Raw genomic sequence first — 22,900 nt, forward strand, 5'->3', positions numbered from 1 at the left:
GATCAACCTTGCTCCGGCGCCAGCGCGCCGAACAGAATGACGGCAGCCGCCGTGGCAGCGCCCGCATCCGTCAGCCGTTCTGCAAGCTCCGCGATGGTGGTGCGGAGAAGCCGCTCGTCGGCATGGCCGAGCGACTCCGCGAGCAGTGCAGGCGTGTCGGGAGAAAGGCCATGCGTGATCAGATTCGCCGCCAAGGCCGGGAACGTGCGCCGGCCCATATAGACGACGGTGGTCGCTTCCGGGTCGGCCAGCGCCGCCCAGTTCAGATCCGCGGGCAACTCGCCTGTGACATCGGCGCCGGTCACGAACTGGACCCGCCGCGAGGTCAGCCGCCGCGTCAGCGGAATGCCGGCTTGCGCCGCGGCAACCGAGGCCGAGGTCACGCCGGGAATGATCTCGTAGCCGACGCCTGCCGCGCGCAGCGCCGCGATCTCCTCCTCGAGCCGTCCGAAGATGCCGGCATCGCCGGATTTCAGCCGCACCACGCGCACGCCAGCCGCCGCGTAGTCGACCAGCAGGCGGCTGACATGATGCTGCTTCGCCGAGAGGCGGCCGGCGCGCTTGCCGACCGCGACAAGATTGGCGCCGGGACGCGCCAGATCGAGGATCGCGCCCGAGGCGAGGTCATCATAGAGCACCACGTCGGCCTCGCGCAGCCGAGCGGCTCCCTTCATGGTCAGGAGTTCGGGATCGCCGGGGCCGGCCGAGACGAAGGAAACGAATCCGCTCACCGGTCCTCCGCAATCAGATGGAAGAATGTACCGGTTGCATTACCCCGCCGCGATCCGGTTTCGGCCACGATCGCGCCCGTCGCATCACGTACCACCGCAAGCTGCGTATCGGGCTGTGCGATGATCGTCGAATAGTGAAACTCGTGGCCGCGCAGGCGCGCGCCCGGACCATGCCCGGGCATCGCGGCGGTAAGCTCGGCGAGCCGGTAGCCCAGATGCATGCGGCGCTTGGCATAGCTGGTTTCGAGGCCGAGCAAGCCCGCCATCTCGTGGCGCACGCCGTCGGCGTCGGTCAACGCGGCGCCCAGCACCATGTAGCCGCCGCACTCGCCGTGCACCGGCCTCGTCTCGGCGAATGCGCGCAACTGCCCGAGAAATCGCCTGTTGGATGCAAGCCGGCCAGCGTGCAGTTCGGGATAGCCGCCGGGCAGCCAACACACATCGGCGGCCGCGTCGGGGCCCTCGTCCGCGAGCGGCGAGAACGTCACTATCTCGGCGCCCGCCGCACGCCAGCCCTCCAGCATGTGCGGGTAGACGAAGGAGAATGCGGCGTCGCGCGCGAGCGCGATACGCTGGCCCGGCGGAGTGATATCGAGGTCGCGCACGGCCGATTGCGGCGACCAGTCGCGTGCCGACTGTAGCACCGCGTCGAGATCGACATGTTCGACGACGAAGCGTGCGGCCTCACTGATCAGACCGTCGATCTGAACCTGCTCTTCGGCCTGCACCAGGCCGAGATGACGTTTCGGCAAGGCGATCTCGGCGTGCCGGGGCAGCGCACCCAGCACCGCAATCCCCGCAGCCGCCATGGCGCTGCGCACCAGCGCTTCGTGCCGCGCACTGGCGACACGGTTGAGCACGACACCGGCAAGCCGCACGCCGGGCCGGAAATCGCGCAATCCCGCCGCGACCGCGGCCGCCGTCTGCGCCTGGCCGGAGGGATCGATCACCAGCAGCACCGGCCATCCCATCATCTCGGCGATGTCGGCGGTGGCACCGGTGCCCGAGACCCCGCGCGTAGCGACGCCGTCGAACAACCCCATCGAGCCTTCGGCCAGCACGAGATCGGCGTCCGCGCCGCGGCTTGCCAGACGCGCGATCGCCTCGCGCGACATCGCCCAGCTGTCGATGTTGACGGACGCGCGTCCGGTGGCGACCGCGTGGAAGGCGGGATCGATATAGTCAGGCCCGCTCTTGAGGCATTGCACCTTCAGCCCGCGATTGCGATAGGCGCGCGCCAGCGCCAGCGTCAGCGTCGTCTTGCCGACGCCCGATGCCGGCGCCGAGATCACGAGCCCCGCGGTCATTGCGAAGATCCCGGCGATGTTTCCGGAAAGCGCGGCTCCGCGCCCACCGGCCGATAGCGGCGGTCATAGTCGGCCGCATAGAGACGGCTTTCGGGGAATTCGCCGGCGCCGAGCGTCTTGCCGACCAGGATCAGCGCGGTGCGTTCGAGCTCGGGGCCGACCGCGGCATCGAGGGTGGCAAGCGTGGCGCGCACGATGCGCTGCTCCGGCCAGCTCGCGCGCCAGACGATCGCCACCGGGCAGTCCGCGCCGTAATGCGGCGTGAGCTCGGCGATGACCTTGTCGAGCAGATGGATCGACAGATGGATCGCGAGCACCGCCCCGGTCGCGGCGAAGGCCGCGAGCGTCTCGCCATCGGGCATCGCGCTCGCCCTGCCCGGCGTGCGCGTCAGCACCACCGATTGCACAAGGCCCGGCAGCGTCAGCTCAGACTCCAGTGCCGCCGCGGCCGCCGAGAACGCCGGCACGCCGGGCGTGACCGAATATGGAATCTGCAACGCGCGCAACCGGCGCAGCTGTTCCCCCATAGCCGACCAGATCGAGAGATCGCCCGAATGCAGCCGCGCGACGTCCTTGCCCTCGGCATGCGCCGCGGCGATCTCGGCGATGATCTCGTCGAGCGACATCGGCGCCGTGTTCACGATGCGCGCACCCTTCGGGCAATGCGCCAACACGCCCGCGGGGACCAACGATCCGGCGTAGAGGCAGACCGGGCAAGAGGCGATGAGATCGCGTCCGCGCAGGGTCAAGAGATCGGCAGCGCCTGGCCCAGCGCCGATGAAGTGCACCGTCATTCGCCGTCTCCTTCTGCGATCGCCGCGGTGGCCATCCGATCTTGGGACATAGCTCTTGCCGCGATCAGGCGAGCGCCGCGTCCGGCGGCAGCGATCGCGGCTGCTTCGGCGACCGAGCCCGTCCCGAACCTGGCCTTGATGCGCTCGGATTGCGTTGTAGTCTCTACCTCAGCCAATATTGCGGCGGGAAAGCCGCGGATCGGCAACCCCAATTCCTTCGCCAGCACTTTCAATGCCAGCGCGTCGGCCTTGTCGCTCACCGTCGCAACCGCCGCAAGGCCGTTGGGCCCGCCGGCCGCGTCGAGCGCTTCGCGCAGTGACGCGACACTGGCATTGCTCCTGAAGCCCAGCCCCGCGACCTTCATCGGACCGCGCTCCATTGCACGATCGGCCGCGTCGCTTTCCAGGAGCGATACCGGCCGAGCGGCTCGGCCTGCGCGATCTCCACCCGCATCAATTCACCGCCAAGGCGCTGATGCAGATCGGCAAGCAGCGCCTCGGTTTCCAGCGTCACCGCATGTGCAACCAGCCGCGTTCCCGGCGCGATGCGCGACCAGATCGCATCGAACGTGTCAACATCGAGGCCGCCACCGATGAACACGGCATCGGGCGCTTCGAGGTCTGACAGAATGCCGGGCGCCTCGCCTTCGATAATCGCAATCCGATGCGTCAGGCCAAAGCTCGCCGCATTGCTGCGGATGTTGGCAACGCGTTCGCCGCGGGCCTCGACCGCGATTGCCGTCCCGCCACAGAGCGCCCATTCGATCGAGATCGAGCCCGAGCCCGCGCCGACATCCCACAACCGCTCGCCGGGCCGCGGCGCAAGGGCCGACAGCGCCAGCGCGCGGACCGGCCGTTTCGTCAGTTGACCGTCATGCACAAAGAGTGTGTCGGGAAGGCCCGAGCTGCCTGCGATCCCCTGCGCTCCCCTCGCCTCCAGCGCAACCGTGACGAGGCTATCACCGGAATCGCCGGCATAATCGTCGGCGCGATGCTGCATGATGGATTCGCGCGGTCCGCCAAGCGCGGTCAGTGTCCACATCGCTGACGCCCCCCAGCCATGGTCCGTGAGCCATTTCGCGAGATCGGCAGCCGCTCGGCCATCGCGCACCAGGGAGATGATCCGTGCATCGCGCACGAGATGCGGCAAGAGCCGTTCGAACGGAGCGGCATGAAGACCGAGACAGGTGACATTCTCGAGCCGCCAGCCCAACCGTGCCGCCGCCAGCGAGAACGTCGATGACGCGGAGTACGCAACCCATTCGCCGGCCTGCAATTTTCCGACAAGGCTTCCGCCGACGCCATGCCAGAACGGATCGCCCGAGGCGAGCACCGCGGTCGGACGGCCGCGGCATTCAAGCACGATGTCCACATCGAACGGCACCGGCCAGGCACGTCCGCGGTCGGTGATGCCGGCGAGCGCAAGGTGCCGCTCGCCGCCGAACACCGTTTCGGCTTCACCAAGCGCCTTTCGGCTTGCGTCGGAGAGGCCGGCAAGGCCATCTTCGCCGATGCCGATGATGGTCAACCACGGATTACCCATGATGCGCGCCCTGATCCTGGGCGGAACGGCCGACGCCAATTCGCTTGCCGTTGCGATTGCCCGCGCGGGGATTGACGCGGTCTATTCGTACGGCGGCCGCACCGCCGCTCCTGCCGAACGACCGCTGCCGACGCGGATCGGCGGCTTCGGCGGCGTCAGCGGTCTTGCCGACTATCTGCGCCGCGAAGCCATCACGCATGTGATCGATGCGACGCATCCCTTCGCGGCCGAGATGAGCCGCAACGCGATCGCCGCCTGCGCGCAAACCGCAACGCCATTGATCGCGCTCGAACGCGCAGCCTGGGACAAGACGTCCGGCGATCGCTGGATCGAGGTCGCCGACGTCACATCGGCGGCCGCGGCCCTGCCGGACCGCCGCGCCAGCGTGTTCCTCGCGATCGGCCGCCAGCACATCGCGCCCTTCGGCGGCCGGCCGCAGCATGCCTATACCTTGCGTTTCGTCGACCCGCCCGAGCACGCGCTGCCATTGCCCGATGCCGACGTCATCGTCTCGCGCGGACCGTTCACGCTCGAGGGCGAGCTCGCGCTGTTGCGTGCGCGCGCTATCGAATGGATCGTCGCCCGCAATTCCGGCGGAAGTGGTGCGCGCGCCAAGATCGACGCCGCCCGTGCGCTCGGCCTTCCCGTCATCATGATCACGCGCCGGCTGTTGCCCGACAGGCCGCGAGTGGAGAGCGTGAGCGAGGTGATGGAATGGCTCGGTCATCGGACCTGCCTCGGCGCATAGACCCAGCGGCCGACCCGTCGCGTCGCCGAATTGCAGACGATCACCAGCGTCCGCATGTCGGCCATCTCAGGCTTGGCGTCGCGCAATTCGACCGTCTCGATGCGCTGTTCGGGCGCACTGACGGCGCGCGCGAAGATCACGATACGCTCGCCACAGCCAGCCTCTTTCAAGATATCAAGGGTCCGTGCAAAGCCTTCAGGGCGGCTCGCCGAGCGCGGATTGTACATCGCGATCGCAAAATCGGCTTCGGCCGCGAGCCGCAGGCGCTTCTCGATCAGCGGCCATGGCTTGAGATTGTCGGAGAGGTTGATCGCGCAAAAATCATGCCCGAGCGGCGCGCCGGCGCTCGCTGCCGCCGCCAGCATCGCCGTCACGCCGGGCAGAACGCGGATCGGCAGGTTATGCCATTGCGGCGCGCCCTCCAGCGCCTCGAACACGGCGGATGCCATCGCAAACACGCCGGGATCGCCCGAGGACACCACGACGACGTGTCTCCCCTCGGATGCAAGCCGCAGCGCCTCGCCAGCGCGCTGCAGCTCCACGCGATTATCCGAGGGATGCAGCGTGAGCCCGTCGCGCGGCGGCACGCGGGTGACATAGGGCGCATAGCCGACGATGTCGGTCGCATTTGCGAGCGCTGCGGAGACCTCCGGCGTGATCAGCGCCTCGTCGCCCGGGCCAAGGCCAGCGATGGTCAGCGTGCCGGTCATGGCGCCGCCTCCCTGCGCCGCCCCTGCCCGTGCACCAGCACGATCGCAAAATACGGAGCGTCGGCCTCACCGAGATCGGCGAGCCGCGCGACCCGCTGATCCGGCATGGTGCCACGCTCGATGAGCCACGCATCGCCGAGACGCCCTGCTGACGCGAGTGCGCGGCGGATTTTCGTCAAATTGCGGCCGGTCTTCATGACGACCAGCGCATCTGAGCTCTGCATCCGCTGTGCGAGCTCGGCTTCCGGCAGCGTGCCCATCAGAACGGTGGTGACATCGTCAGCAAGCGCGATCGGCCGGCCGATTGCATTCCAGCAACCGACCATGCCGGGAATGCCGGCGATCACCTCGATCTCGACCCGCCCCTGCAGGCGCGCATGCAGGTGCATGAACGAGCCGTAGAAATAAGGGTCGCCTTCGCACAGCACGACGATGTCGACCGCGCGCGCAAGCCGCGCCAGGCGCTCGGTCCATTCGTCATAGAAACCCGCAAGCAGCCGCGCATAATCCGGACTGTCGAACGCGATCTCCGTGGTGACCGGATATTCCATCGGATATTCGCTAACGCCGGCGGCGAGCATGCCTTCGACGATACGCCGCGCCTGGCCCAGCTGCCCCTTCTTGCGGAAATAGGCGACATGCTGCGCGGCGCGCACCGTCCGGTTGGCGCGCACGCTCATCAGATCCGGATCGCCTGGGCCGAGGCCGCAGCAGATGATGCGTCCCATCGCTATTCGCTCCAGCTCGCCAGCGCATTGACGGCGGCAACCGTGATCGCCGAACCGCCCAGGCGCCCCTCCACCGTCAGCGCCGGCACCGGCGGCTCAGCCATCAACGCCGCCTTCGACTCGGCCGCGCCGACGAAGCCGACCGGACAGCCGATGATCGCCGCCGGCCGTGGACAATCGGCATCCTCCAGCATGTTGAGCAGATGGAACAGTGCCGTCGGGGCATTGCCGATCGCGACGATGGCGCCGTCGAGATGCGGCCGCCACAGTTCGAGCGCCGCCGCGGAGCGCGTATTGCGCATCGATTGCGCCATCGGCGGTACCTGGGGATCGCCGAGCGTGCAGATCACGGCATTGCCGGCCGGCAGCCGTGCGCGCGTGATGCCCTCCGACACCATGCGTGCGTCGCAGAGGATCGGCGCGCCATTCTGCAAGGCTGTCCGTGCGCTTGCGGCCATGCCAGGCGTGAAGCGGACATACGCTTCCAGGCCCACCATGCCCGCGGCATGGATCATGCGCACCACCACCGGCTCCTCGTCTGATGTGAAGCGGGCAAGGTCGGCCTCGGAGCGGATGGTGGCAAAGGACTGCCGATAGATCGCCGCACCATCGGTCTCATAGACGTGCGGCATCAATGGCCTCCCCTAAGCACGGAGGGATTGGCGACGAGGTAAGAGCCGGTCAACCCTTGCATGACCGGCGCATCCCGCGTGGTGCCGCGGCGGATCAGGTCAAACCCCTCGCGCGACGCAACGAGGGTGACGTCAGCAGAGCCGGACTGGGCACAACCCTTGGCGCAGCCGGACACGTGAAGCCGGGCATCTGCCGGGACAAACGATGCAAGCGCCGATGCCATTGCACGCGTATCGGCATGGGCCTCACGACAGCGCGGTGCGCCGCTGCAAGCGATTACGCGGAGCGCCGGATCATTGGGATCAGTGACGAGGTCCGCCCCACAGGGCATCTCATGCAGCCCCTCCGCCAGCACCATCCGCCACGGCGTCACGCGGAGCGCCTGCGTACAACCGGCAAGATGGCTGAGCGTCTGCTGCGGCATTTGCCCGAAGGCCACGCCAACCATCGCACCCGTCGGATAGAGGCCGGGCACAGGGTCCGCCGATCGGGCCACGGGCTCGGCGTCGCCGCGAAGCGATTCGGGAAGGCTCGCACCGCCTGCCAGATGAGCCGCCATCCGTCGCTTCTCACCCTTGGGGCCACCGGAGACGACGAACCATTCAGCCAACGCGAGTGCGGCCTGCACGGCTCCGGACCGAGTAACGGAAAGCCCGAATTGTGCGCCATCGGCCCGCACCAGCAGTCCGCCGCTACGGTCGCGCTCGATCCTGACATCGGCCGACGCGCCAGCTAGCACCCGCTCGCTACCGTCATCGATCGCGAAACCGAACTTGGTTGGGAGATCGAGCGAAGTGCCGGCGAGCGCCCGCTCGAGCTCGACCACGAGTGAGCGCGTGTCGTCACCTGCGGTCCAGAACGGCGTCACCAGAATGTTGCGCTGCGCCTCCGTATCCGAATTCGCGTCCAGCAATCCGAGCAAGGCGAGTCCGTCGATCAAGGCGGGATAACCCTCATCGCTGACGCCGCGGATCTGGAGATTGGCACGGCTGGTCAGATCAATCAGGCCGTTGCCGTATCGCTCAGCCAACTCGGCGATTCCTGCCGCCTGCCTTGCGTCCAGCCGCCCGCCGCGCGGGCGAATGCGCACCACGAGGCCATCGCCCGATTGCATCGGCCGCAGCGCGCCGGGACACCAGCCCTTGATCGCGACCGCGCTCATGAAGCCTCCTGCAACGCCGCCGCAATCGAATTGCGTCGCGTCTGCCAGAGCGAGGCTTCATGCAGCCGGGTGAAGCAGGTTTCGATCGCAGCCAGCGCCGCCGGATTCTCGCGCGCCATAAACGCGCGAACGTCATCGTTGCCGAGCGTCGCGTCGTAATAGAGATCGAACAAATGCGGCGGCACCGCACCGGCGAGATGCGCGAACGCCGCCATATGCTCCAGCGTCGCCGATATCTCGGCAGCGCCGCGGAAGCCGTGGCGCATCATGCCCGCGATCCAGGCCGGGTTGGCGGCCCGTGCCCGCACCACGCGCGAGATTTCCTCGGTCAAGGACCGCGCATGCGGCTGATCCGGCCGCGTCGCATCGAGGTGATAGAGCGACGGAACGTTTGCGCCGAGCCGCCGCGCCGCCGCGGCGATGCCGGCCTCGTGCGCCGGATAGTCCGCCGCCAGCAGCAGATCGGTTTCCGGCAAGTCCTGGGTATGAACAAAGCTATCGGCAGCAACGAGCCGCGTCTCGATGCCGGCGCGGTCAGGCCGCATCTCGCCATCAGCCCCGATCGCCCACGACGAGGCCGACAGCCAGGCTTCGCCGGCCGCGTCGCGCGCCTCCTGAGTGAAAACGTCAGGGACAGCCGCAATGCCGGCGCCGTAGTGTCCGGGACGAGGACCGAACACGCGCGCCATGCGCTGCCGGTAGGGATTCTCATCGCCCTCATCGCTGCGTTCGGACAACGCCTCGCTCGCGGCTTCGAACAACTGGGCAAGACCCGAGAAGACGTCGCGGAACAACCCCGATACGCGCAGTGTCACATCGATGCGGGGACGGCCGAGCTCCGCCGGCGCGATGATATCGTAGCCCGACACCCGGCCCGATCCATGATCCCAGCGCGGCGCGATCCCGGCGAGATGCAAGGCCATCGCAAAATCCTCGCCGGCGGTGCGCATCGTCGAGGAGCCCCAGAGGTCGACGACGAGCCCTTTCGGCCAGTCGCCATGGTCCTGCAAATGACGGCGCAGCAGCTCTTCGGCGAGCTTGACGCCTTGCGCGTGCGCCGACGGCGTCGGCACCGCGCGCGGATCGACCGCAAACAGATTGCGTCCGGTCGGCAGCACGTCGCTGCGCCCACGATAGGGCGAGCCCGACGGTCCCGGCGCAACACGCCGCCCCGAGAGCGCATCGCGGAGCGCCGCCCTCTCCGCTTCGCCGCAGCTCCCCTGCCCGAACACATGCAGGCCGTCACCGAACTGGCTTTCCTTGAGATCGCAGACGAAGCGATCAATCTGCGGAATGGCCTCGGCCGCGGAGACCGATGCTGCGAGACCGAGATCGTCCTCCAGCCCGGCGATGCGGGCTTCCTCGCGGATCGCGGCGATCAGCCGCTGCCGCCGCGCCGGATCAAGACCGTCCGCGGTCGAATACTCATCGAGCAAACGCTCGAGGCTGCGCAAGCTCTCCGGCACAGCCGCCTGCGCCAGCGGCGGCGGCAGATGGCCGATCGTCACGGCACCGATCCGGCGCTTGGCCTGCGCGGCCTCGCCGGGATCGTTGACGATGAAGGGATAGACCACGGGCAGATCCCCGGTCAGCGCTTCCGGCCAGCATGCCGACGACAGCGCAACCGACTTGCCGGGCAGCCATTCCAGCGTTCCGTGCGCGCCCATGTGGACCACGGCATCGATGCCCTGCTGCCGGAGCCACAGATAGAACGCGACATAGGCATGGCGCGGCGTGCGCGACAGATCGTGATAGTCGGCATCGCGACGACCGACCTCGCCGCGCTCCGGCTGAACGGCGATGATCGACTTGCCGGACCGGATCGCCGCGAAATGAAACGCGCCGTCACGGCAATCGGCATCATCTTCCGGCGCACCCCATGCACGCGCAAGCTCGTCCCGGAGCTGCGGCGGGAGGCTGGGGAGCACCGCGCGATATTCGGCCACGTCCCAGGTCAACTTCTGCTGCAGAAGAACGTCGCCAAGTGACCCCACCGGTGCAAGATCAAAGCCCGCGCTCGCGAGATCGGCGAGCAACGCTTCGACCGAGGCAAGTGCATCGAGGCCGACGGCATGCGCGATCTGATGCGGGCGGCCCGGATAGTTCGAGAGCACGAGCGCGAGCTGCTTCTCCTGCGCGGGCTTGCTGGCAAGCCGATGCCAGGCCGCCACGCGCGCGACAACCGCTGCGACGCGCTCGGCATCCGGGCGATGTGCAAGATGCGCGAATTGCAGATCGGGATCGCGCTCACCAGGCGACTTGAAGCTCACGACACCCGCAAGCAGGCGGCCGTCGACTTCCGGCAGCACCACATGCATCGCGAGATCGCCGGGCGACAGGCCGCGCAGCGACGAGGCCCAATCCTCGCGCCGCGCCGTGGACAGCGCGACCTGGAATACCGGACATGATGCGGCCTCGAATGGCGTCGTGCCGTCGTCACCGGCCGCGGAGAACGCGGTCGCATTGACGATGGCGGCCGGCGGGCGTTGCGCCAACTGAGCGCGCATCCAATCGGTCACGCCCGCCGCCTTCAACGAGGTGACGAACACGCCGTGGGCATCGAATCCGTTCTCGCGCAGCGCATCGATCAGCGCATCGACCGGCGCCATGTCGCCGGCCGCGAGATAGGAGCGATAGAAGGTCACCAGCACAAGCGGCCGGCCATCCGCTGCGGGCAGCGCCGCGACGGCACCGCGCCGGGAATCGTAGACGCCGATCTCCGGAAGATCGATCTCGCCGACGACAGGTCCGGCATAAAGTCCGGACGCCAGCGCCAGTTGCGCGATCACGGCCTGCGCGGCGACGGGGCCGCCCTTGTCGCACAGCACCTTCAGCCGACGCAGCGTCGAGACCGGCAAGGTCGAGAATTCATCGAGCCGCAAATCGTCGCGGCCGTCGGCCGGCAGCACCACCAGGGCGATGCCGCGTTCCTTCGCCAGCCGATGCACCGCGGCCAGCCCGTATGACCAATAAGGTTCGCCACCGATCAGCCGCACCAGGATGCCGCGCGCGTGCGACAGCGTCCGTTCGATATAGGTGTCGACCGACAGCGGATGGCGCAGCTCCGCGAGATTGGCGAGCCGCAGCGACGGCAAAGCGGCGCGGCCTCGCCGCCAGCCGGCCGCGAACGCCGCGAGATCACTGTCGGAAAACGACAACACCACGAGATCGGCCGGATCCTGGCCGAGGTCCCTTGGCGTCGCGGTCTCCTCAAGGCCGCGGCTCTCGCGGAAGACGACGTGCATCAGACACCAAGCCGAGCCCTGATCGCAGCTTCGTCGATATCGCCGTGTTCGCCGATCACGACGAGCTTTGACTGCCTTGCCCGCACGCCCCAGGGCATGTCGAATTGATGCCTGACGCGCTCGCCGACCGATTGCACCAATAGCCGCATCGGCTTGCCTTCGACCGCGATGTAGCCCTTGGCGCGCAGCACGTTCTGTTCGCGTGCCAGTCCCTTGATCGATGCGACCAGCGCATCGACGTCCGAGACCTCGGGAAGGTCGATCACCACGGAATTGAAATCATTGTGCTCGTGCTCATCCTCACCGTCATGGTGCGAGGGGCGCGATGCGAGGTCATCCTCTGCCGCAGCCTCGAGGCCCAGGATCACGCGGGCGTCGATCGCGCCGTCGACGACGGGCAGCATCGGCACCTCGCGCGGCATCTCCGCCGCGATCACGGCCTTGGCCGCACTGATCCCTTGGGCACCCGCGAGATCGGCCTTGGTCAGCAGCACGATATCGGCGCAGGCGATCTGGTCCTCGAACACCTCCGACAGCGGCGTCTCGTGATCGATATTGTCATCAGCCGCGCGCTGGGCGTCGACCGCCGCGGGATCAGGCGCAAAGCGCCCGGCGGCGACGGCCTCGGCGTCGGCCAACGCGACCACGCCGTCGACCGTGATCCGCGAACGAATCTCCGGCCAGTCGAACGCTTTCAGCAGCGGCTTTGGCAGCGCGAGGCCGGATGTCTCGATCACGATGTGATCGGGCTTCACCGGGCGTGCGAGCAGCTGCTCCATCGCCGGGATGAAATCGTCGGCGACGGTGCAGCAGATGCAGCCATTGGCGAGCTCGACGATGTTCTCGGTCGGGCAATTGGCATCCGCACACGACTTCAGGATCTCGCCGTCGACGCCTTCGCTACCGAATTCGTTCACCAGCACCGCGAGCTTCTTGCCGTTGGCATTGCGGATCAGATGCTGGATCAGCGTCGTCTTGCCGGACCCGAGAAAGCCGGTCACGACGGTGACCGGAACCTTGGCGAGCGTGGTCATTCTGCGGCCTCCGGCACGACGGGAAGAGGTGGAATGCGGGCAAGCGACTGCTTGCGGAAGATTTCGGGACGGCTGCGCCACGGCACGATGCCGTCAGGCGCCGCGGCATAGGCGGTAGCGCCGGCAATCACATCCCTGGCATGATCGGCGGAGAGGCGGCCGTAGACATAGGACCACCGCCCCGGCGCACTGAGCGCGACCGAGCAGCCCTGGCTACAGGCCGACAAGCATTCGACGGGAACCAGATTGACGCTATCGGGCACGCCGGCGTCGACAATTGCGGCATGCAGGCGCGCACCGGGCGCGGTCTCGCCTTCGGCCAGCGTCTGGCCGGCGCGGCAGGTGATGCAGACATGAAGTGTAACGCTCATCGCCCTTCCTGGATTGACTGCGGGAAGCGATGAGGCACACGAACCTGACGTGAACAGGCCCGTTCCCCGTCGCGGAACACCCCGTCCGCCGGTCTCAAACACACTGCGTCGGCAGGTCTCCCGGCTTGCGGAGCGGGATTTCTCCCTTGATGCCCACCTTCCCGACTCCATCAGGGAATCAGTGGCTTGGGCATCTCTCCGGTCACGGTCGCGGGGGCGGCTACGCTTCGGGCAAACCTTGCGGTCAGAGCCCTATCGCATTCCCTCTTCGCCTGTCGTAGGACAGGAACCAACGCGGGCCCACCATTCGTCCAAGCCTCGCACTTGTCAAGCCGAAGGAACGTGATGATTTCTGATGGAAACGACGCTGAAGACGGCGCCGTTGGCACCGACCCTTCATTGGATGCGCGCCATGCGGCCAAGATGGCGAAAAAGAAGGTCGCCCGCGACAAGATCATGGCGACCAAGAGCGGTGACAAGGGCCTGATCATCGTTCATACCGGCGCCGGTAAAGGAAAATCCTCCTCCGCCTTCGGCATGATCGTGCGCTGCGTCGCGCACGGCTTTCCCTGCGCGGTGGTACAGTTCATCAAGGGCGCCTGGGATACCGGCGAGCGCCGCCTGCTCACCGGGCATTTCGGCGATCTCTGTCAATTCCATGCGATGGGCGAAGGTTTTACCTGGGAGACGCAGGATCGCGCCCGCGATATCGCGGCAGCGCAAGCCGGCTGGGAAAAAGCCAAGCAGCTGATCGCGGATCCGAGCTTGCGGATGGTCGTGCTCGACGAGATCAACATCGCGCTGCGCTACGACTATCTGGCGATCGCCGATGTTGTCGACTTCCTGACCAATTCGAAGCCGCCGATGACGCATGTCGTGCTCACTGGGCGTAACGCCAAGGACGAGTTGATCGAGATCGCCGATCTGGTCACCGAGATGACGCTGGTGAAGCACCCCTTCCGCTCCGGCATCAAGGCGCAACCGGGCGTCGAGTTCTGATAGACATCACCATGGCGCGCGCATTGATGATTCAGGGAGCCGGTTCGGATGTGGGCAAGTCGCTCATCGTCGCCGGCCTCGCGCGTGCCGCGAGACGACGCGGCCTGCGCGTGCTGCCGTTCAAGCCGCAGAACATGTCGAATAATGCCGCCGTGACCGTCGACGGCGGCGAGATCGGGCGCGCGCAGGCGCTGCAGGCGCTCGCTGCCGGCGTCGAGCCGCATACCGACATGAACCCGGTGCTGCTGAAGCCGGAAACCGATGTCGGCGCGCAGGTCATCGTGCACGGCAAGCGGATTGCGACCGCCCGCGCGCGCGAATATGCGGGCATGAAACCATCGCTGATGGGCGCGGTGCTGGAGAGCTTTGCGCGCCTGAAGGCGCGCGCCGACCTCGTGCTGGTCGAAGGCGCCGGCAGCCCCGCCGAGGTCAATCTGCGCCAGTCCGATATCGCCAATATGGGCTTTGCGCGGAGGGCCGACGTGCCCGTGGTGCTGGTTGGCGACATCGACCGCGGCGGCGTGATCGCGCAGCTCGTCGGCATCAAGACGGTGATCGACCCCGATGATGCCGCGATGATCCACGGCTTCGTCATCAACAAATTCCGCGGTGATCCCTCGCTGTTCGACGACGGCTACCGCCTGATCGAGGCGCGCACCGCGTGGCACGGCTTTGGCGTGCTGCCGTGGTTCGCCCGCGCCGGTGAGCTCCCGGCCGAAGATGCGCTTGGGCTGGGCGAGGCGCGCAGGCCCGGCCAGTGCAAGATCGCGTTTTTGGCGCTGTCGCGGATCGCCAATTTCGACGATCTCGATCCTCTGAAGCTCGAGCCCGGCGTCGATCTCGTGATGGTACGTCCGGGCGAAGCCATCCCGGGTGATGCGAGGTTGGTCATCCTGCCCGGCTCGAAATCGACCCGCGGCGATCTCGCTTTCCTGCGCGCGCAGGGCTGGGACATCGATCTTCTTGCGCATCATCGCCGCGGCGGCCATGTCCTTGGCCTGTGCGGCGGGTACCAGATGCTTGGCGAGAGCGTCGCCGATCCTGATGGGATCGAGGGTCCCGCCGGCGAAACGCCCGGGCTCGGGCTTCTCGATGTGGCCACCGTCATGACCGAACAGAAGACGCTGACCCGCGTCAGCGCGGCGCATGCCGCGACCGGTCAACCGATCAGCGCCTACGAAATCCACATCGGACGCACCGACGGCCCGGATCGCGCGCGGCCCTTCTCGATGCTTGACGGCTCGCCGGAAGGCGCCATGTCGCGTGACGGGCGCGTTCACGGCAGCTATCTGCACGGCCTGTTCGCATCGGACGGATTTCGCAAGGCGTTCCTCGCGCAGCTCGATATCCCTGCCGCGGATCAGCCGTACGGCGCCAGGGTCGAGAGCGCACTCGACGCGCTGGCCGCGCACATCGAGGCCCATCTCGATGTCGAGGGCCTGCTCGCGCTGGCGCGTTAGCGCTGAATGAAATCAGCTCGAACGGCGACGGCGCTGTGCTCCCTCTCCCGTTCTTCACGGGGTCGAGACGAGCGAAGCCCGCACTGGGGCGAGCCCACATCTGCCTGATTTCGGAATATTGGAAAAATATCCGTGAGTTGCCCGACGTGTCAAGTAGTCCGGTCGAACGCCGGCCACTGCCGGCTACTGTGCATGGGGTTGTTTTCGATATTTTGGCAAGCGACTGCCCCCGCAAGTGACCGCTCGCGGGGCGAGGTGACGCCGAGTTCGTCGCTAGACCGAAGACAGCACGGCGGAAAGGCGCGACCATTCGGTCTCGTTGCCGGGCAAGCCGAGGCGCAGCCATCCCGGCTTCTGGCGGAAGACCCGCGACCAGATCAGCCCACGCGCAAGTCTCTCCTGCGCAGCCAGCGCGTTGCCGGTCTCGTAGAGCCGAAACAACGGAGCGCCGCCGAGCAGCATCCAACCTTGCGATCGCGCCTCCGCATCGAGCCTGCGGCAGTCGTCGGCCAGCCTTGCGATTGTCGCCTTTGCCCAGGCGTGATCGCGCAAGGCGCGCCGTCCGATCGCAATCGCCGCGCCCGACACCGGCCATGGACCCGCCATCGCCGCAAGCGCGGCGATATCCGGCTCGCTGCCGACGGCGAAGCCGAGCCGCAAGCCGGCAAGCCCGTAAAATTTGCCGAATGAACGCAGGATCAGAAGACCCGGCTGTCCCGCATCTCCCGCAAGCGACAATTCGGGTACCGCGTCCGCGAAACTCTCGTCGATCACAAGTCTGCCAACGCGCGGCAACAGCGCGAGCAGTTCGCGCCGATCATGGTGCCTGCCATCCGGATTGTTCGGATTGACGACGACGGCAAGATCAGCCCCGGCAAGCGCGTCGAGATCGGACACCTCGGCAACGTCCCAACCGGTGGCCGACAATATCCCGGCATACTCATTGTAGGTCGGCGCAAGAATCCGCGCCCGCCCGCGTGGCGCGAGATGCGGCAGCATCTGAATGGTGGCCTGCGCACCGCCCATTGCCACGATCGGCGCGTCAGTGCCGTAAGCCTGCCGCGCGGCGGCGTGCAGCGACTCGATCTCGGATCGCGACGGCAACGCACTCCATTGCCGCGGCTCGACATCGACGAAGGGATAAGGCACCCGATTGATCCCGGTCGACAGGTCGATCCAGTCTTCCGCGGTGCCGCCGAAGCGCTGCTGGGCAACATCGAGATTTCCGCCGTGCTCGCGCATGCACCGCTCCCTTTACGCCAGCGCCAGGGCGACGAACGCCGCGGCCAACAGCATCATGGCGTAACGATAGAGTTTCAGCCCGGTGAGGATGTCAGCGGCAGCCGGATCACGCGCCCTCTCGTTCAGCCAGGGCTCATCCGCGACGTGACCGTGATAGATGCGGGGGCCGCTGAGCCGCACGCCGAGCGCGCCGGCCATCGCCGCCTCCGGCCAGCCGGCATTCGGCGAGCGATGGCGGCTTGCGTCGCGCAGCATGCACGACCAGGCCTGCGAACGATGCGGGGCCAGCAGCGCGAACAGCAGGCCGGTCAGCCGCGCCGGAATGATGTTGGCGAGATCGTCGATCCGGGCGGCGGCCCAGCCGAACGCCTCGTGCCGCTCGGTGCGATGGCCGATCATCGAGTCCAACGTGTTGACCGCCTTGTAGCCAAGAATTCCCGGCAGGCCGAACAACGCCCCCCAGAACACCGGCGCCACGATGCCGTCCGATGCATTCTCGGCAAGGCTTTCGATGGTCGCGCGCGCGATGCCGGCGTCGTCGAGTGTTGCCGGATCGCGTCCGACGATCTGCGCGACCGCCGCACGCGCGGCCGCGATGTCGCCGGACGCAAGCGGATTGGCCACCGCGGCAACATGATCATGCAGCGAACGCAGGGCAACCAGCGGCCACGCCAGCACACCGACAAGGACGACGCGAACCCATCCGGATGCGAGCCAAGACTGTACGGCCCAACCTAGCGCCGTCGCCAGCGCGATCACCAGGATGGCAGCCGCGACACCGGCGACGCGACGAAACGCCGGCGGATCGGAGGCCCGGTTCCAGGCGGTATCGACGAGATGGATCAGCCGGCCGAGCCAGGTCACGGGATGGCCGATGCGGGCAAACAGCCACGCCGGCCAGCCGACCAAGGCGTCCACAGCCATCGCCACCGCCATCGCTCCCGCAAAACCCACGCACCCTCTCCTCACCGCGATCCTCCTGATGCGCAAGACATCGGCGGAGTGCAAGCCCTTCGGAGCGGATTTCGGCTTTGTCTTTTGCCGCGATTGATGGTTAGAGCGTTTTCGAGGCGAAGCGGAGACCGGTTCGCAACGGGAGACCATATGACCGTCATTCTGATCACCGGCGGAGCCCGGTCCGGAAAAAGCCGCCGCGCCGAATTGCGCGCGCGCAGCTTTCCAGGTCAGCCGGTCTATGTCGCCACCGCCGAGGCGCTCGACGCGGAAATGGATGAGCGCATCGCGATGCATCGCGCACGCCGCAGCCGCGACTGGATCGAACGCGAGGTGCCGCTCGACCTCGTGGAGGCATTGGCCGAGACCGATGGCGGCGGCGCAAGGCTGGTCGATTGCCTGACGCTGTGGCTGTCCAATTTGCTGCATGCGGAGCGCGACTGGTCGCGGGAAGTCACGCGGCTGGCGGACGCGCTGCCACGCCAGCACAGCCCGGTCATCATGGTCACCAACGAGGTGGGCTTCGGCATCGTGCCCGACAATGCGCTGGCGCGGACCTTCCGCGACGCCGCAGGGCTCATGAACCAGAGCATTGCAGGTGCGGCGGACGAGGTCGAGTTCGTCGTCGCAGGCCTGCCGATGAAGCTGAAATGAATCCGCGAGCGATCCAGTCAAAGGCCCCGCGATGATCTCTTTCGACGATGCGTTTCGCCGGCAATTGCACGAGCTGTTCGTGTGGCGGCGCGACGTGCGCCGCTTCCGCGCCGATCCGCTACCGGACGGCGCGATCGAGCGGCTGATCGAGATCGCCTGCCTTTCGCCTTCGGTCGGGTTGAGCCAGCCCTGGCGGTTCGTCATTGTCGACGATACGGCACGGCGCCGCGCTGTCATCGAGGACTTCAAGAGCTGCAACGCCGACGCGCTGCGATCCTATTCCGGCGAGCGTGCGGCGAAATATGCTGCCTTGAAACTATCGGGTCTCGAAGAGGCGCCCGGCCATCTCGCCGTGTTCGCCGAGAAGAGCGATCAGATCGGCTCCGGCCTCGGCCGCGCGACGATGCCGGAGACGACGGAATATTCGGTGGTGGCCGCGATCTGCTCGATGTGGCTGGCCGCGCGTGCCGAAGGCATCGGACTCGGCTGGGTGTCGATCCTCAATCCAGTCCGCATTGGTGAAATCCTTGAGATACCGGCCTCCTGGAAGTTTGTCGGCTACCTCTGCATCGGGTATCCCGAGGCGGAATGTGACCGTCCGGAGCTCGAGCAGGCCAAGTGGGAATCGCGGCGAGGCCCGGATGAATTCACCATCCGACGCTGAGCAATCCCAGATCGGCAGCGACGCCGCCCACTGGCGCGCCGACATTACTTCCCTGGTCTTTCCGCTCCCGGAGCACGGCGCCATCTGCGCGGTGCATCGGGGCGCGTTTCGGACGCTGCTTGGCACCGACCCGACCCCGGAAGCCTGCATCGGCTATTTCGCGCGGTATGAAAGCGCGTTCAGGGCGGCCGCGGGTGCCAAGATTGTGCGCAAGCGCATTCCGCCGGGAACAAATTTGCATCTTACCAGTCGCGACATCGCCCGAAAGCTGCTAGAAGCCGACCAAATCGAACGTGGAGAACGACCATGAGCCAATCCCCGGTCATGCAAACCCAGGTTACGCATCTGCCGGTCGCCACCCGACAAGTCGGACGGCTTGCCCAGTCCCTGATGGCGATGACGCTCGGCCTGTTCATCGTTGGCGTGGTCGGCTTTTCGCACATCGACGTGATCCACAACGCTGCGCACGACGTGCGCCATTCCAACGCATTCCCCTGCCACTGATCCGCTCGGCATGAGCACGTTTCGCTCGATCGTCTTCTCGTCGGTCATTGCCGGATTCATCGTTGGGCTGATCGTCGCGGCGGTCCAGCAGTTCGGCACCGTTCCCCTGATCCTCAGGGCCGAGGTCTATGAGAAGGCGGCCGAGCACAAGCACGAAGCCGCCGCGCCGCCGCAGGTGACCCTTGTCCACGATCATGCGGATCATGATCATGGCGCCGAGGCGTGGGAGCCGCGCGACGGTCTGGAGCGCAACCTCTATACCGCTGGCGCGAATATCCTGACCGCGATCGGCTTTGCGCTGCTGCTTGGCGGCTTCCTCGCGGTCCGCAGCGGCGCCACCGGCGAGCCGATCTCGTGGCACGAAGGCTTGATGTGGGGCCTCGCGGGTTTCGCCGTCTTCACGCTAGCCCCGGGCCTCGGGCTGCCGCCCGAACTGCCGGGCGTCCCCGCTGCCCCACTGCTCTCGCGTCAGATCTGGTGGACGACAGCGGTGCTGGCGACATCAGCCGGCCTCGGGCTGATCGTTTTTCGGCGCTCGATGCCGGCCGCGATCGCCGGCGTCGTCCTGATCATGCTGCCGCATCTGATCGGCGCGCCCGAGCTGGAGCATGTCGAGACCAATGTGCCCTCGTCATTGTCGCATCAGTTCGTGGTCGCGGTCACGCTGACCAGCCTCGTGTTCTGGTCCTTGCTCGGCGGCTTGACCAGCGCCGCGTTCGCCTATTTCGATCGGCCCGCGTCGGCGTGACGCCCTGTCTGATCGCGCGGCCGCTCAGCTCGCCTGCCTGAGCGGCTTGGCGGCCCGCAACTCCCTGTCCTGCACCAGCACCTTCTCAGGATAGAGCTGGTCGATTTCCTGCTCGGACAGCCCGAGTTCGCCCAGGATCTCCTCATTGTGCTCGCCGAGCAGATCGGCCCTCAGCTCGGTGCGCTGCGGCCATTCCGAAAAGCGCATCGGCGCGCCCGGGATCGCAAACTGTCCGATCCGGGGATCGCTGACATGGCGGACCGTACCGCGCTCGATCAAATGCGGCTGCGCCATCGCGTCATTCAAGGTCAGCACCGGCGCGCATGGAATCCGCTCCTGCTCCAGCGCGGCGATGGCGGCTTCACGCGAGGGGAACGTCTTGAGCCAGGCTTCGACGATCTCTCCCACCAGCACCCTGTTGTCGGCACGGGCGCGCGCAGACTCGAATCGTGGATCGTTCTCGAGCTCCGGCCGCCCCAGCGCGCGCACCATCTGCGGCCATTGATGCGCCAGCGCGCAGATCACGAGAAACTCGCCGCGGCCGCAATCGAACACCCCGACCGGGCCGCCATTCGGGTGCAGCGAGCCCTCCCGCTGCGGCACGAAGCCATCCCCGCGCAGCGAGACCTTCGGCACGTTGGCTTCGTGCATATGGAAATAGGTGTCGAGCAGCGTCGACTCGATGAACTGCCCCTCTCCGGTCCGCTCGCGATGAAGCAGGGCGAAACCGACCGCCATCGCCGCGGCAACGCCGGTCGAGGCGTCTCCAATCGCGACCGGCACCTGCGCCGGCTTCCCGTCGGGATCGCCGATCACGCCGGTGATGCCGGCGAAAGCCTGCGCGATGTAGTCGAAGCCGGGCTTGTCGCTCAGCGGGCCGGTCTGTCCAGCGAACGAGATCGAGCACATGATCAGCCGCGGATTGATCGCCTTGAGCGTCTCGTAGCCAAGTCCGGCGCGCGCCATCACGCCGGGCGTAAAATTCTCCACCAGAACGTCGGCCTTGGCCGCGAGCCGGGTCAGGATCTGGCGGCTCTTCTCATGCTTGAAGTCGAGCGCGAGGCTGCGCTTCGAATGGTTCTGCTGGAAGAAATAGGTACTCTGCGACGTGTTCTTGTGGGCGGGATCGCGCGGCTTCAGGCCCTGGAAGCGCGATCGGTCGCCGAATGGCGCGAGCTCGATCTTGATCACGTCGGCGCCGGCTTCGGCCAGCAGACGCGTGCAGGTCGGGCCCGCGACGAACTGGGTGATATCGAGCACGCGGTAACCGGTCAGCATTTTCGGAGGCAGGGTCATCTCAATTGTCCAGTCGTTGTGATTGTAGAGCTCCGGCAGGCGCGTCTCCGCTCGCCGGCCTCGTTCCAAACAGATTGCTGCGAGCCTGCGCGTCGAGCGTGCGCACCGCGCGCCGCCCGACCGCGAGCCCCTTCTGGAGCAGCGGCCGCGCGCGCAATGCGGCGAACCAGCGCCTGACGTGCGGGACATCGTCGAGCGTGAAACGCTGCGCCTTGTGGGTCATCACCCAGGGGAAACAGGCGATGTCGGCGATCGAATAGCAGTCGCCCGCGACATAGCTGCTCTCGCCCAGCCGATCGTTGAGCACACCGTAGAGACGCCGCGCCTCATTGCCATAGCGCTCGACCGCATAGGGAATTTTGTCGGGCGCATAGAGCGCGAAGTGCCCGTTCTGCCCCAGCATCGGCCCGAGCGCGCTCATCTGCCACATCAACCATTGCTGCACGCGATAGCGGCGATAGAGATCACGCGGATAGAACCTGCCGGTCTTTTCCGCGAGATACAGCAGGATCGCGCCCGACTCGAAGATCGTCAGCGGCCCGCCTCCGCCAGGCGGATCCCTGTCGACGATGACAGGTATCCGGCCGTTGGGATTGAGCTTTCGGAATTCGGCCTTGAACTGGTCGCCGCGCGAGATGTTGACCGGCACGACGGTGTACGGCAGCCCGCATTCCTCGAGCATGATCGAGACCTTCCAGCCATTCGGCGTCGGCGCGAAGTGAAGATCGATCATCGAATCCTCCGGCGCAGCTTAGGCCAGCTGCTTTTCGCGCGACAGCGAGAGGCCCGCCTCCTGCAGCCGCCGCTCGAGCATCGGCACGCGGTCGTTGCCCCAGAACTGTTCGCCGCGAAACACGCAGATCGGCACGCCGAAGATATGATCGCCCTGGCTCTCCTGCTGCGCCTCCTCATATTCGCGTCGGCCCTCACCTTCGAAATAGCTACGGAATTCGGCACCGGACATCCCGAGCGACTCGATGAAGCGTTCCACCGCATCGACCTCGTCGACCGCGAGCTCGCGGCGGAAGAACAGCTCGTAGACCAGACGGCTGTATTCGATCAGCCGCCCCTGCTTTTCCGCGAACAGCCCGCCGATCAGCGCCGGTGCCGTGTCGAAGATCTTCAGCGGGCCGCGGATGATCTTCTTGTCACCACGCTCGTTCGCGCTTCGCCGCGCATCCATGTAGGAATACTTGACCTTGTATTCCGAATAGACGCTGCGCTGGCCGGAACCCTTGATCCGGAGCTGGAACGGCCGCCACTGCACCTTGATGTCGAACTTCTCCTCGAGCTCGAACACCGGATCGAATGCCAGCCAGGCATAGGGGCTCTTGTAGTCCGAATACATCTTGAGAACTTCGCGGGACATGGTC

The 22,900-nt window shown here is 66.8% G+C and carries 25 protein-coding genes and 1 riboswitch; of the genes, 8 read left to right on the forward strand and 17 right to left on the reverse strand.

Annotation, left to right across the window (positions count from 1 at the left end; translation table 11 throughout):
* Positions 1-2: 2 nt before the first annotated feature.
* Genes cobA through cbiE form a run of 5 tightly spaced genes read right to left on the reverse strand, consistent with a single transcriptional unit; the run spans position 3 to position 4,375 of the window.
* Positions 3-731, reverse strand: a complete 729-nt coding sequence (cobA, locus tag XH92_RS29290) for a uroporphyrinogen-III C-methyltransferase (protein ID WP_194455221.1) — start codon at positions 729-731, stop codon at positions 3-5.
* Entirely contained in the window at positions 728-2,038 is a 1,311-nt protein-coding gene (locus XH92_RS29295) for a cobyrinate a,c-diamide synthase (RefSeq protein WP_194455222.1), read from the reverse strand. The genes cobA and XH92_RS29295 overlap by 4 nt, the downstream gene beginning before the upstream one ends.
* A complete protein-coding gene (gene cobM, locus XH92_RS29300) occupies positions 2,035-2,832 on the reverse strand; it encodes a precorrin-4 C(11)-methyltransferase (protein WP_194455223.1) in 798 nt (265 codons plus the stop codon). The genes XH92_RS29295 and cobM overlap by 4 nt, the downstream gene beginning before the upstream one ends.
* Positions 2,829-3,197 carry a cobalamin biosynthesis protein gene (locus XH92_RS29305; protein ID WP_194455224.1) on the reverse strand — a complete coding sequence of 123 codons (369 nt, stop codon included), beginning with the start codon at positions 3,195-3,197 and terminating at the stop codon, positions 2,829-2,831. Before XH92_RS29305 ends, cobM begins: the two co-directional genes overlap by 4 nt.
* Positions 3,194-4,375, reverse strand: a complete 1,182-nt coding sequence (cbiE, locus tag XH92_RS29310) for a precorrin-6y C5,15-methyltransferase (decarboxylating) subunit CbiE (protein ID WP_194455225.1) — start codon at positions 4,373-4,375, stop codon at positions 3,194-3,196. Before cbiE ends, XH92_RS29305 begins: the two co-directional genes overlap by 4 nt.
* Between cbiE and XH92_RS29315 the strand changes: the two genes are divergently transcribed.
* The gene (locus XH92_RS29315) at positions 4,374-5,123 is read left to right on the forward strand and encodes a cobalt-precorrin-6A reductase (RefSeq protein ID WP_194455226.1); all 750 of its coding nucleotides are present in this window, start codon (positions 4,374-4,376) and stop codon (positions 5,121-5,123) included. The two genes, cbiE and XH92_RS29315, sit on opposite strands and share 2 nt — an antisense overlap.
* Here the strand turns inward: XH92_RS29315 and cobJ are convergent.
* The 7 genes from cobJ to XH92_RS29350 are packed head-to-tail and all read right to left on the reverse strand — an operon-like array spanning position 5,099 to position 13,006.
* On the reverse strand, positions 5,099-5,833 hold the full coding sequence (cobJ, locus tag XH92_RS29320; RefSeq protein WP_194455227.1) for a precorrin-3B C(17)-methyltransferase: 735 nt from the start codon (positions 5,831-5,833) through the stop codon (positions 5,099-5,101). The genes XH92_RS29315 and cobJ overlap by 25 nt on opposite strands.
* Positions 5,830-6,561: a precorrin-2 C(20)-methyltransferase gene (locus XH92_RS29325; RefSeq protein ID WP_194455228.1), complete on the reverse strand. Its 732-nt coding sequence runs from the start codon at positions 6,559-6,561 to the stop codon at positions 5,830-5,832. The genes cobJ and XH92_RS29325 overlap by 4 nt, the downstream gene beginning before the upstream one ends.
* A 2-nt stretch (positions 6,562-6,563) precedes the next feature.
* Positions 6,564-7,193, reverse strand: a complete 630-nt coding sequence (locus XH92_RS29330; RefSeq protein ID WP_194455229.1) for a precorrin-8X methylmutase — start codon at positions 7,191-7,193, stop codon at positions 6,564-6,566.
* Positions 7,193-8,356, reverse strand: a complete 1,164-nt coding sequence (gene cobG, locus XH92_RS29335; protein ID WP_194455230.1) for a precorrin-3B synthase — start codon at positions 8,354-8,356, stop codon at positions 7,193-7,195. Before cobG ends, XH92_RS29330 begins: the two co-directional genes overlap by 1 nt.
* On the reverse strand, positions 8,353-11,601 hold the full coding sequence (cobN, locus tag XH92_RS29340; RefSeq protein ID WP_194455231.1) for a cobaltochelatase subunit CobN: 3,249 nt from the start codon (positions 11,599-11,601) through the stop codon (positions 8,353-8,355). The genes cobG and cobN overlap by 4 nt, the downstream gene beginning before the upstream one ends.
* On the reverse strand, positions 11,601-12,635 hold the full coding sequence (gene cobW / locus XH92_RS29345) for a cobalamin biosynthesis protein CobW (RefSeq protein WP_194455232.1): 1,035 nt from the start codon (positions 12,633-12,635) through the stop codon (positions 11,601-11,603). The genes cobN and cobW overlap by 1 nt, the downstream gene beginning before the upstream one ends.
* On the reverse strand, positions 12,632-13,006 hold the full coding sequence (locus XH92_RS29350; RefSeq protein ID WP_194455233.1) for a DUF1636 domain-containing protein: 375 nt from the start codon (positions 13,004-13,006) through the stop codon (positions 12,632-12,634). Before XH92_RS29350 ends, cobW begins: the two co-directional genes overlap by 4 nt.
* Positions 13,007-13,098: 92 nt before the next feature.
* A riboswitch (cobalamin riboswitch) is annotated at positions 13,099-13,315 on the reverse strand.
* A gap of 36 nt (positions 13,316-13,351) precedes the next feature.
* Here XH92_RS29350 and cobO point away from each other — a divergent pair.
* Together cobO and XH92_RS29360 are read left to right on the forward strand one after the other, a co-directional pair.
* Positions 13,352-14,005 carry a cob(I)yrinic acid a,c-diamide adenosyltransferase gene (gene cobO / locus XH92_RS29355; protein ID WP_194455234.1) on the forward strand — a complete coding sequence of 218 codons (654 nt, stop codon included), beginning with the start codon at positions 13,352-13,354 and terminating at the stop codon, positions 14,003-14,005.
* Between the two features lie 11 nt (positions 14,006-14,016).
* The gene (locus XH92_RS29360; protein ID WP_194455235.1) at positions 14,017-15,465 is read left to right on the forward strand and encodes a cobyric acid synthase; all 1,449 of its coding nucleotides are present in this window, start codon (positions 14,017-14,019) and stop codon (positions 15,463-15,465) included.
* Between the two features lie 273 nt (positions 15,466-15,738).
* Here XH92_RS29360 and cobD read toward each other — a convergent pair whose 3' ends face one another.
* Positions 15,739-16,707 carry a threonine-phosphate decarboxylase CobD gene (gene cobD / locus XH92_RS29365; protein ID WP_194455236.1) on the reverse strand — a complete coding sequence of 323 codons (969 nt, stop codon included), beginning with the start codon at positions 16,705-16,707 and terminating at the stop codon, positions 15,739-15,741.
* 12 nt (positions 16,708-16,719) lie between these two features.
* A complete protein-coding gene (gene cbiB, locus XH92_RS29370; protein ID WP_194455238.1) occupies positions 16,720-17,661 on the reverse strand; it encodes an adenosylcobinamide-phosphate synthase CbiB in 942 nt (313 codons plus the stop codon).
* Positions 17,662-17,811: 150 nt separating this feature from the next.
* On the opposite strand from cbiB, the gene cobU reads away from it, so the two are divergent.
* From cobU to XH92_RS29395, 5 genes are read left to right on the forward strand one after another with little or no spacing between them, the layout of a single operon-like run.
* Positions 17,812-18,315 (forward strand): bifunctional adenosylcobinamide kinase/adenosylcobinamide-phosphate guanylyltransferase, encoded by a 504-nt coding sequence (cobU, locus tag XH92_RS29375; protein WP_194455239.1) that lies wholly within the window; start codon positions 17,812-17,814, stop codon positions 18,313-18,315.
* A gap of 31 nt (positions 18,316-18,346) precedes the next feature.
* The gene (gene bluB / locus XH92_RS29380) at positions 18,347-18,979 is read left to right on the forward strand and encodes a 5,6-dimethylbenzimidazole synthase (protein ID WP_194455240.1); all 633 of its coding nucleotides are present in this window, start codon (positions 18,347-18,349) and stop codon (positions 18,977-18,979) included.
* Complete coding sequence (locus tag XH92_RS29385; protein WP_194455241.1) at positions 18,957-19,289, forward strand: hypothetical protein; 333 nt, start codon at positions 18,957-18,959, stop codon at positions 19,287-19,289. Before bluB ends, XH92_RS29385 begins: the two co-directional genes overlap by 23 nt.
* A 14-nt stretch (positions 19,290-19,303) precedes the next feature.
* Positions 19,304-19,483 carry a CbtB domain-containing protein gene (locus XH92_RS29390; protein WP_194461470.1) on the forward strand — a complete coding sequence of 60 codons (180 nt, stop codon included), beginning with the start codon at positions 19,304-19,306 and terminating at the stop codon, positions 19,481-19,483.
* 10 nt (positions 19,484-19,493) lie between these two features.
* The gene (locus XH92_RS29395; RefSeq protein ID WP_194455242.1) at positions 19,494-20,231 is read left to right on the forward strand and encodes a CbtA family protein; all 738 of its coding nucleotides are present in this window, start codon (positions 19,494-19,496) and stop codon (positions 20,229-20,231) included.
* Between the two features lie 24 nt (positions 20,232-20,255).
* Here XH92_RS29395 and XH92_RS29400 read toward each other — a convergent pair whose 3' ends face one another.
* From XH92_RS29400 to XH92_RS29410, 3 genes are read right to left on the reverse strand one after another with little or no spacing between them, the layout of a single operon-like run.
* The gene (locus XH92_RS29400) at positions 20,256-21,527 is read right to left on the reverse strand and encodes a CaiB/BaiF CoA-transferase family protein (RefSeq protein ID WP_194455243.1); all 1,272 of its coding nucleotides are present in this window, start codon (positions 21,525-21,527) and stop codon (positions 20,256-20,258) included.
* A gap of 1 nt (position 21,528) precedes the next feature.
* On the reverse strand, positions 21,529-22,260 hold the full coding sequence (locus tag XH92_RS29405; RefSeq protein WP_194455244.1) for a glutathione S-transferase N-terminal domain-containing protein: 732 nt from the start codon (positions 22,258-22,260) through the stop codon (positions 21,529-21,531).
* An 18-nt stretch (positions 22,261-22,278) separates the two neighbouring features.
* The gene (locus XH92_RS29410; RefSeq protein WP_194455245.1) at positions 22,279-22,896 is read right to left on the reverse strand and encodes a DsbA family protein; all 618 of its coding nucleotides are present in this window, start codon (positions 22,894-22,896) and stop codon (positions 22,279-22,281) included.
* Between the last annotated feature and the right edge of the window lie 4 nt (positions 22,897-22,900).

The sequence above is a fragment of the Bradyrhizobium sp. CCBAU 53421 genome, assembly GCF_015291625.1.
In the GTDB taxonomy this organism is placed as follows: domain Bacteria; phylum Pseudomonadota; class Alphaproteobacteria; order Rhizobiales; family Xanthobacteraceae; genus Bradyrhizobium.

What these genes read in the sequence shown, in the direction of transcription:
- XH92_RS29295 (WP_194455222.1), bottom strand. Translation starts at nt 2,038, where the DNA reads ATGACCGCGGGGCTCGTGATCTCGGCGCCGGCATCGGGCGTCGGCAAG.
- cobM (WP_194455223.1), bottom strand. Translation starts at nt 2,832, where the DNA reads ATGACGGTGCACTTCATCGGCGCTGGGCCAGGCGCTGCCGATCTCTTG.
- XH92_RS29305 (WP_194455224.1), bottom strand. Translation starts at nt 3,197, where the DNA reads ATGAAGGTCGCGGGGCTGGGCTTCAGGAGCAATGCCAGTGTCGCGTCA.
- XH92_RS29315 (WP_194455226.1), top strand. Translation starts at nt 4,374, where the DNA reads ATGATGCGCGCCCTGATCCTGGGCGGAACGGCCGACGCCAATTCGCTT.
- cbiE (WP_194455225.1), bottom strand. Translation starts at nt 4,375, where the DNA reads ATGGGTAATCCGTGGTTGACCATCATCGGCATCGGCGAAGATGGCCTT.
- cobJ (WP_194455227.1), bottom strand. Translation starts at nt 5,833, where the DNA reads ATGACCGGCACGCTGACCATCGCTGGCCTTGGCCCGGGCGACGAGGCG.
- XH92_RS29325 (WP_194455228.1), bottom strand. Translation starts at nt 6,561, where the DNA reads ATGGGACGCATCATCTGCTGCGGCCTCGGCCCAGGCGATCCGGATCTG.
- XH92_RS29330 (WP_194455229.1), bottom strand. Translation starts at nt 7,193, where the DNA reads ATGCCGCACGTCTATGAGACCGATGGTGCGGCGATCTATCGGCAGTCC.
- cobG (WP_194455230.1), bottom strand. Translation starts at nt 8,356, where the DNA reads ATGAGCGCGGTCGCGATCAAGGGCTGGTGTCCCGGCGCGCTGCGGCCG.
- cobN (WP_194455231.1), bottom strand. Translation starts at nt 11,601, where the DNA reads ATGCACGTCGTCTTCCGCGAGAGCCGCGGCCTTGAGGAGACCGCGACG.
- cobW (WP_194455232.1), bottom strand. Translation starts at nt 12,635, where the DNA reads ATGACCACGCTCGCCAAGGTTCCGGTCACCGTCGTGACCGGCTTTCTC.
- XH92_RS29350 (WP_194455233.1), bottom strand. Translation starts at nt 13,006, where the DNA reads ATGAGCGTTACACTTCATGTCTGCATCACCTGCCGCGCCGGCCAGACG.
- cobO (WP_194455234.1), top strand. Translation starts at nt 13,352, where the DNA reads ATGATTTCTGATGGAAACGACGCTGAAGACGGCGCCGTTGGCACCGAC.
- XH92_RS29360 (WP_194455235.1), top strand. Translation starts at nt 14,017, where the DNA reads ATGGCGCGCGCATTGATGATTCAGGGAGCCGGTTCGGATGTGGGCAAG.
- cobD (WP_194455236.1), bottom strand. Translation starts at nt 16,707, where the DNA reads ATGCGCGAGCACGGCGGAAATCTCGATGTTGCCCAGCAGCGCTTCGGC.
- cobU (WP_194455239.1), top strand. Translation starts at nt 17,812, where the DNA reads ATGACCGTCATTCTGATCACCGGCGGAGCCCGGTCCGGAAAAAGCCGC.
- bluB (WP_194455240.1), top strand. Translation starts at nt 18,347, where the DNA reads ATGATCTCTTTCGACGATGCGTTTCGCCGGCAATTGCACGAGCTGTTC.
- XH92_RS29385 (WP_194455241.1), top strand. Translation starts at nt 18,957, where the DNA reads ATGAATTCACCATCCGACGCTGAGCAATCCCAGATCGGCAGCGACGCC.
- XH92_RS29390 (WP_194461470.1), top strand. Translation starts at nt 19,304, where the DNA reads ATGCAAACCCAGGTTACGCATCTGCCGGTCGCCACCCGACAAGTCGGA.
- XH92_RS29395 (WP_194455242.1), top strand. Translation starts at nt 19,494, where the DNA reads ATGAGCACGTTTCGCTCGATCGTCTTCTCGTCGGTCATTGCCGGATTC.
- XH92_RS29400 (WP_194455243.1), bottom strand. Translation starts at nt 21,527, where the DNA reads ATGACCCTGCCTCCGAAAATGCTGACCGGTTACCGCGTGCTCGATATC.
- XH92_RS29405 (WP_194455244.1), bottom strand. Translation starts at nt 22,260, where the DNA reads ATGATCGATCTTCACTTCGCGCCGACGCCGAATGGCTGGAAGGTCTCG.
- XH92_RS29410 (WP_194455245.1), bottom strand. Translation starts at nt 22,896, where the DNA reads ATGTCCCGCGAAGTTCTCAAGATGTATTCGGACTACAAGAGCCCCTAT.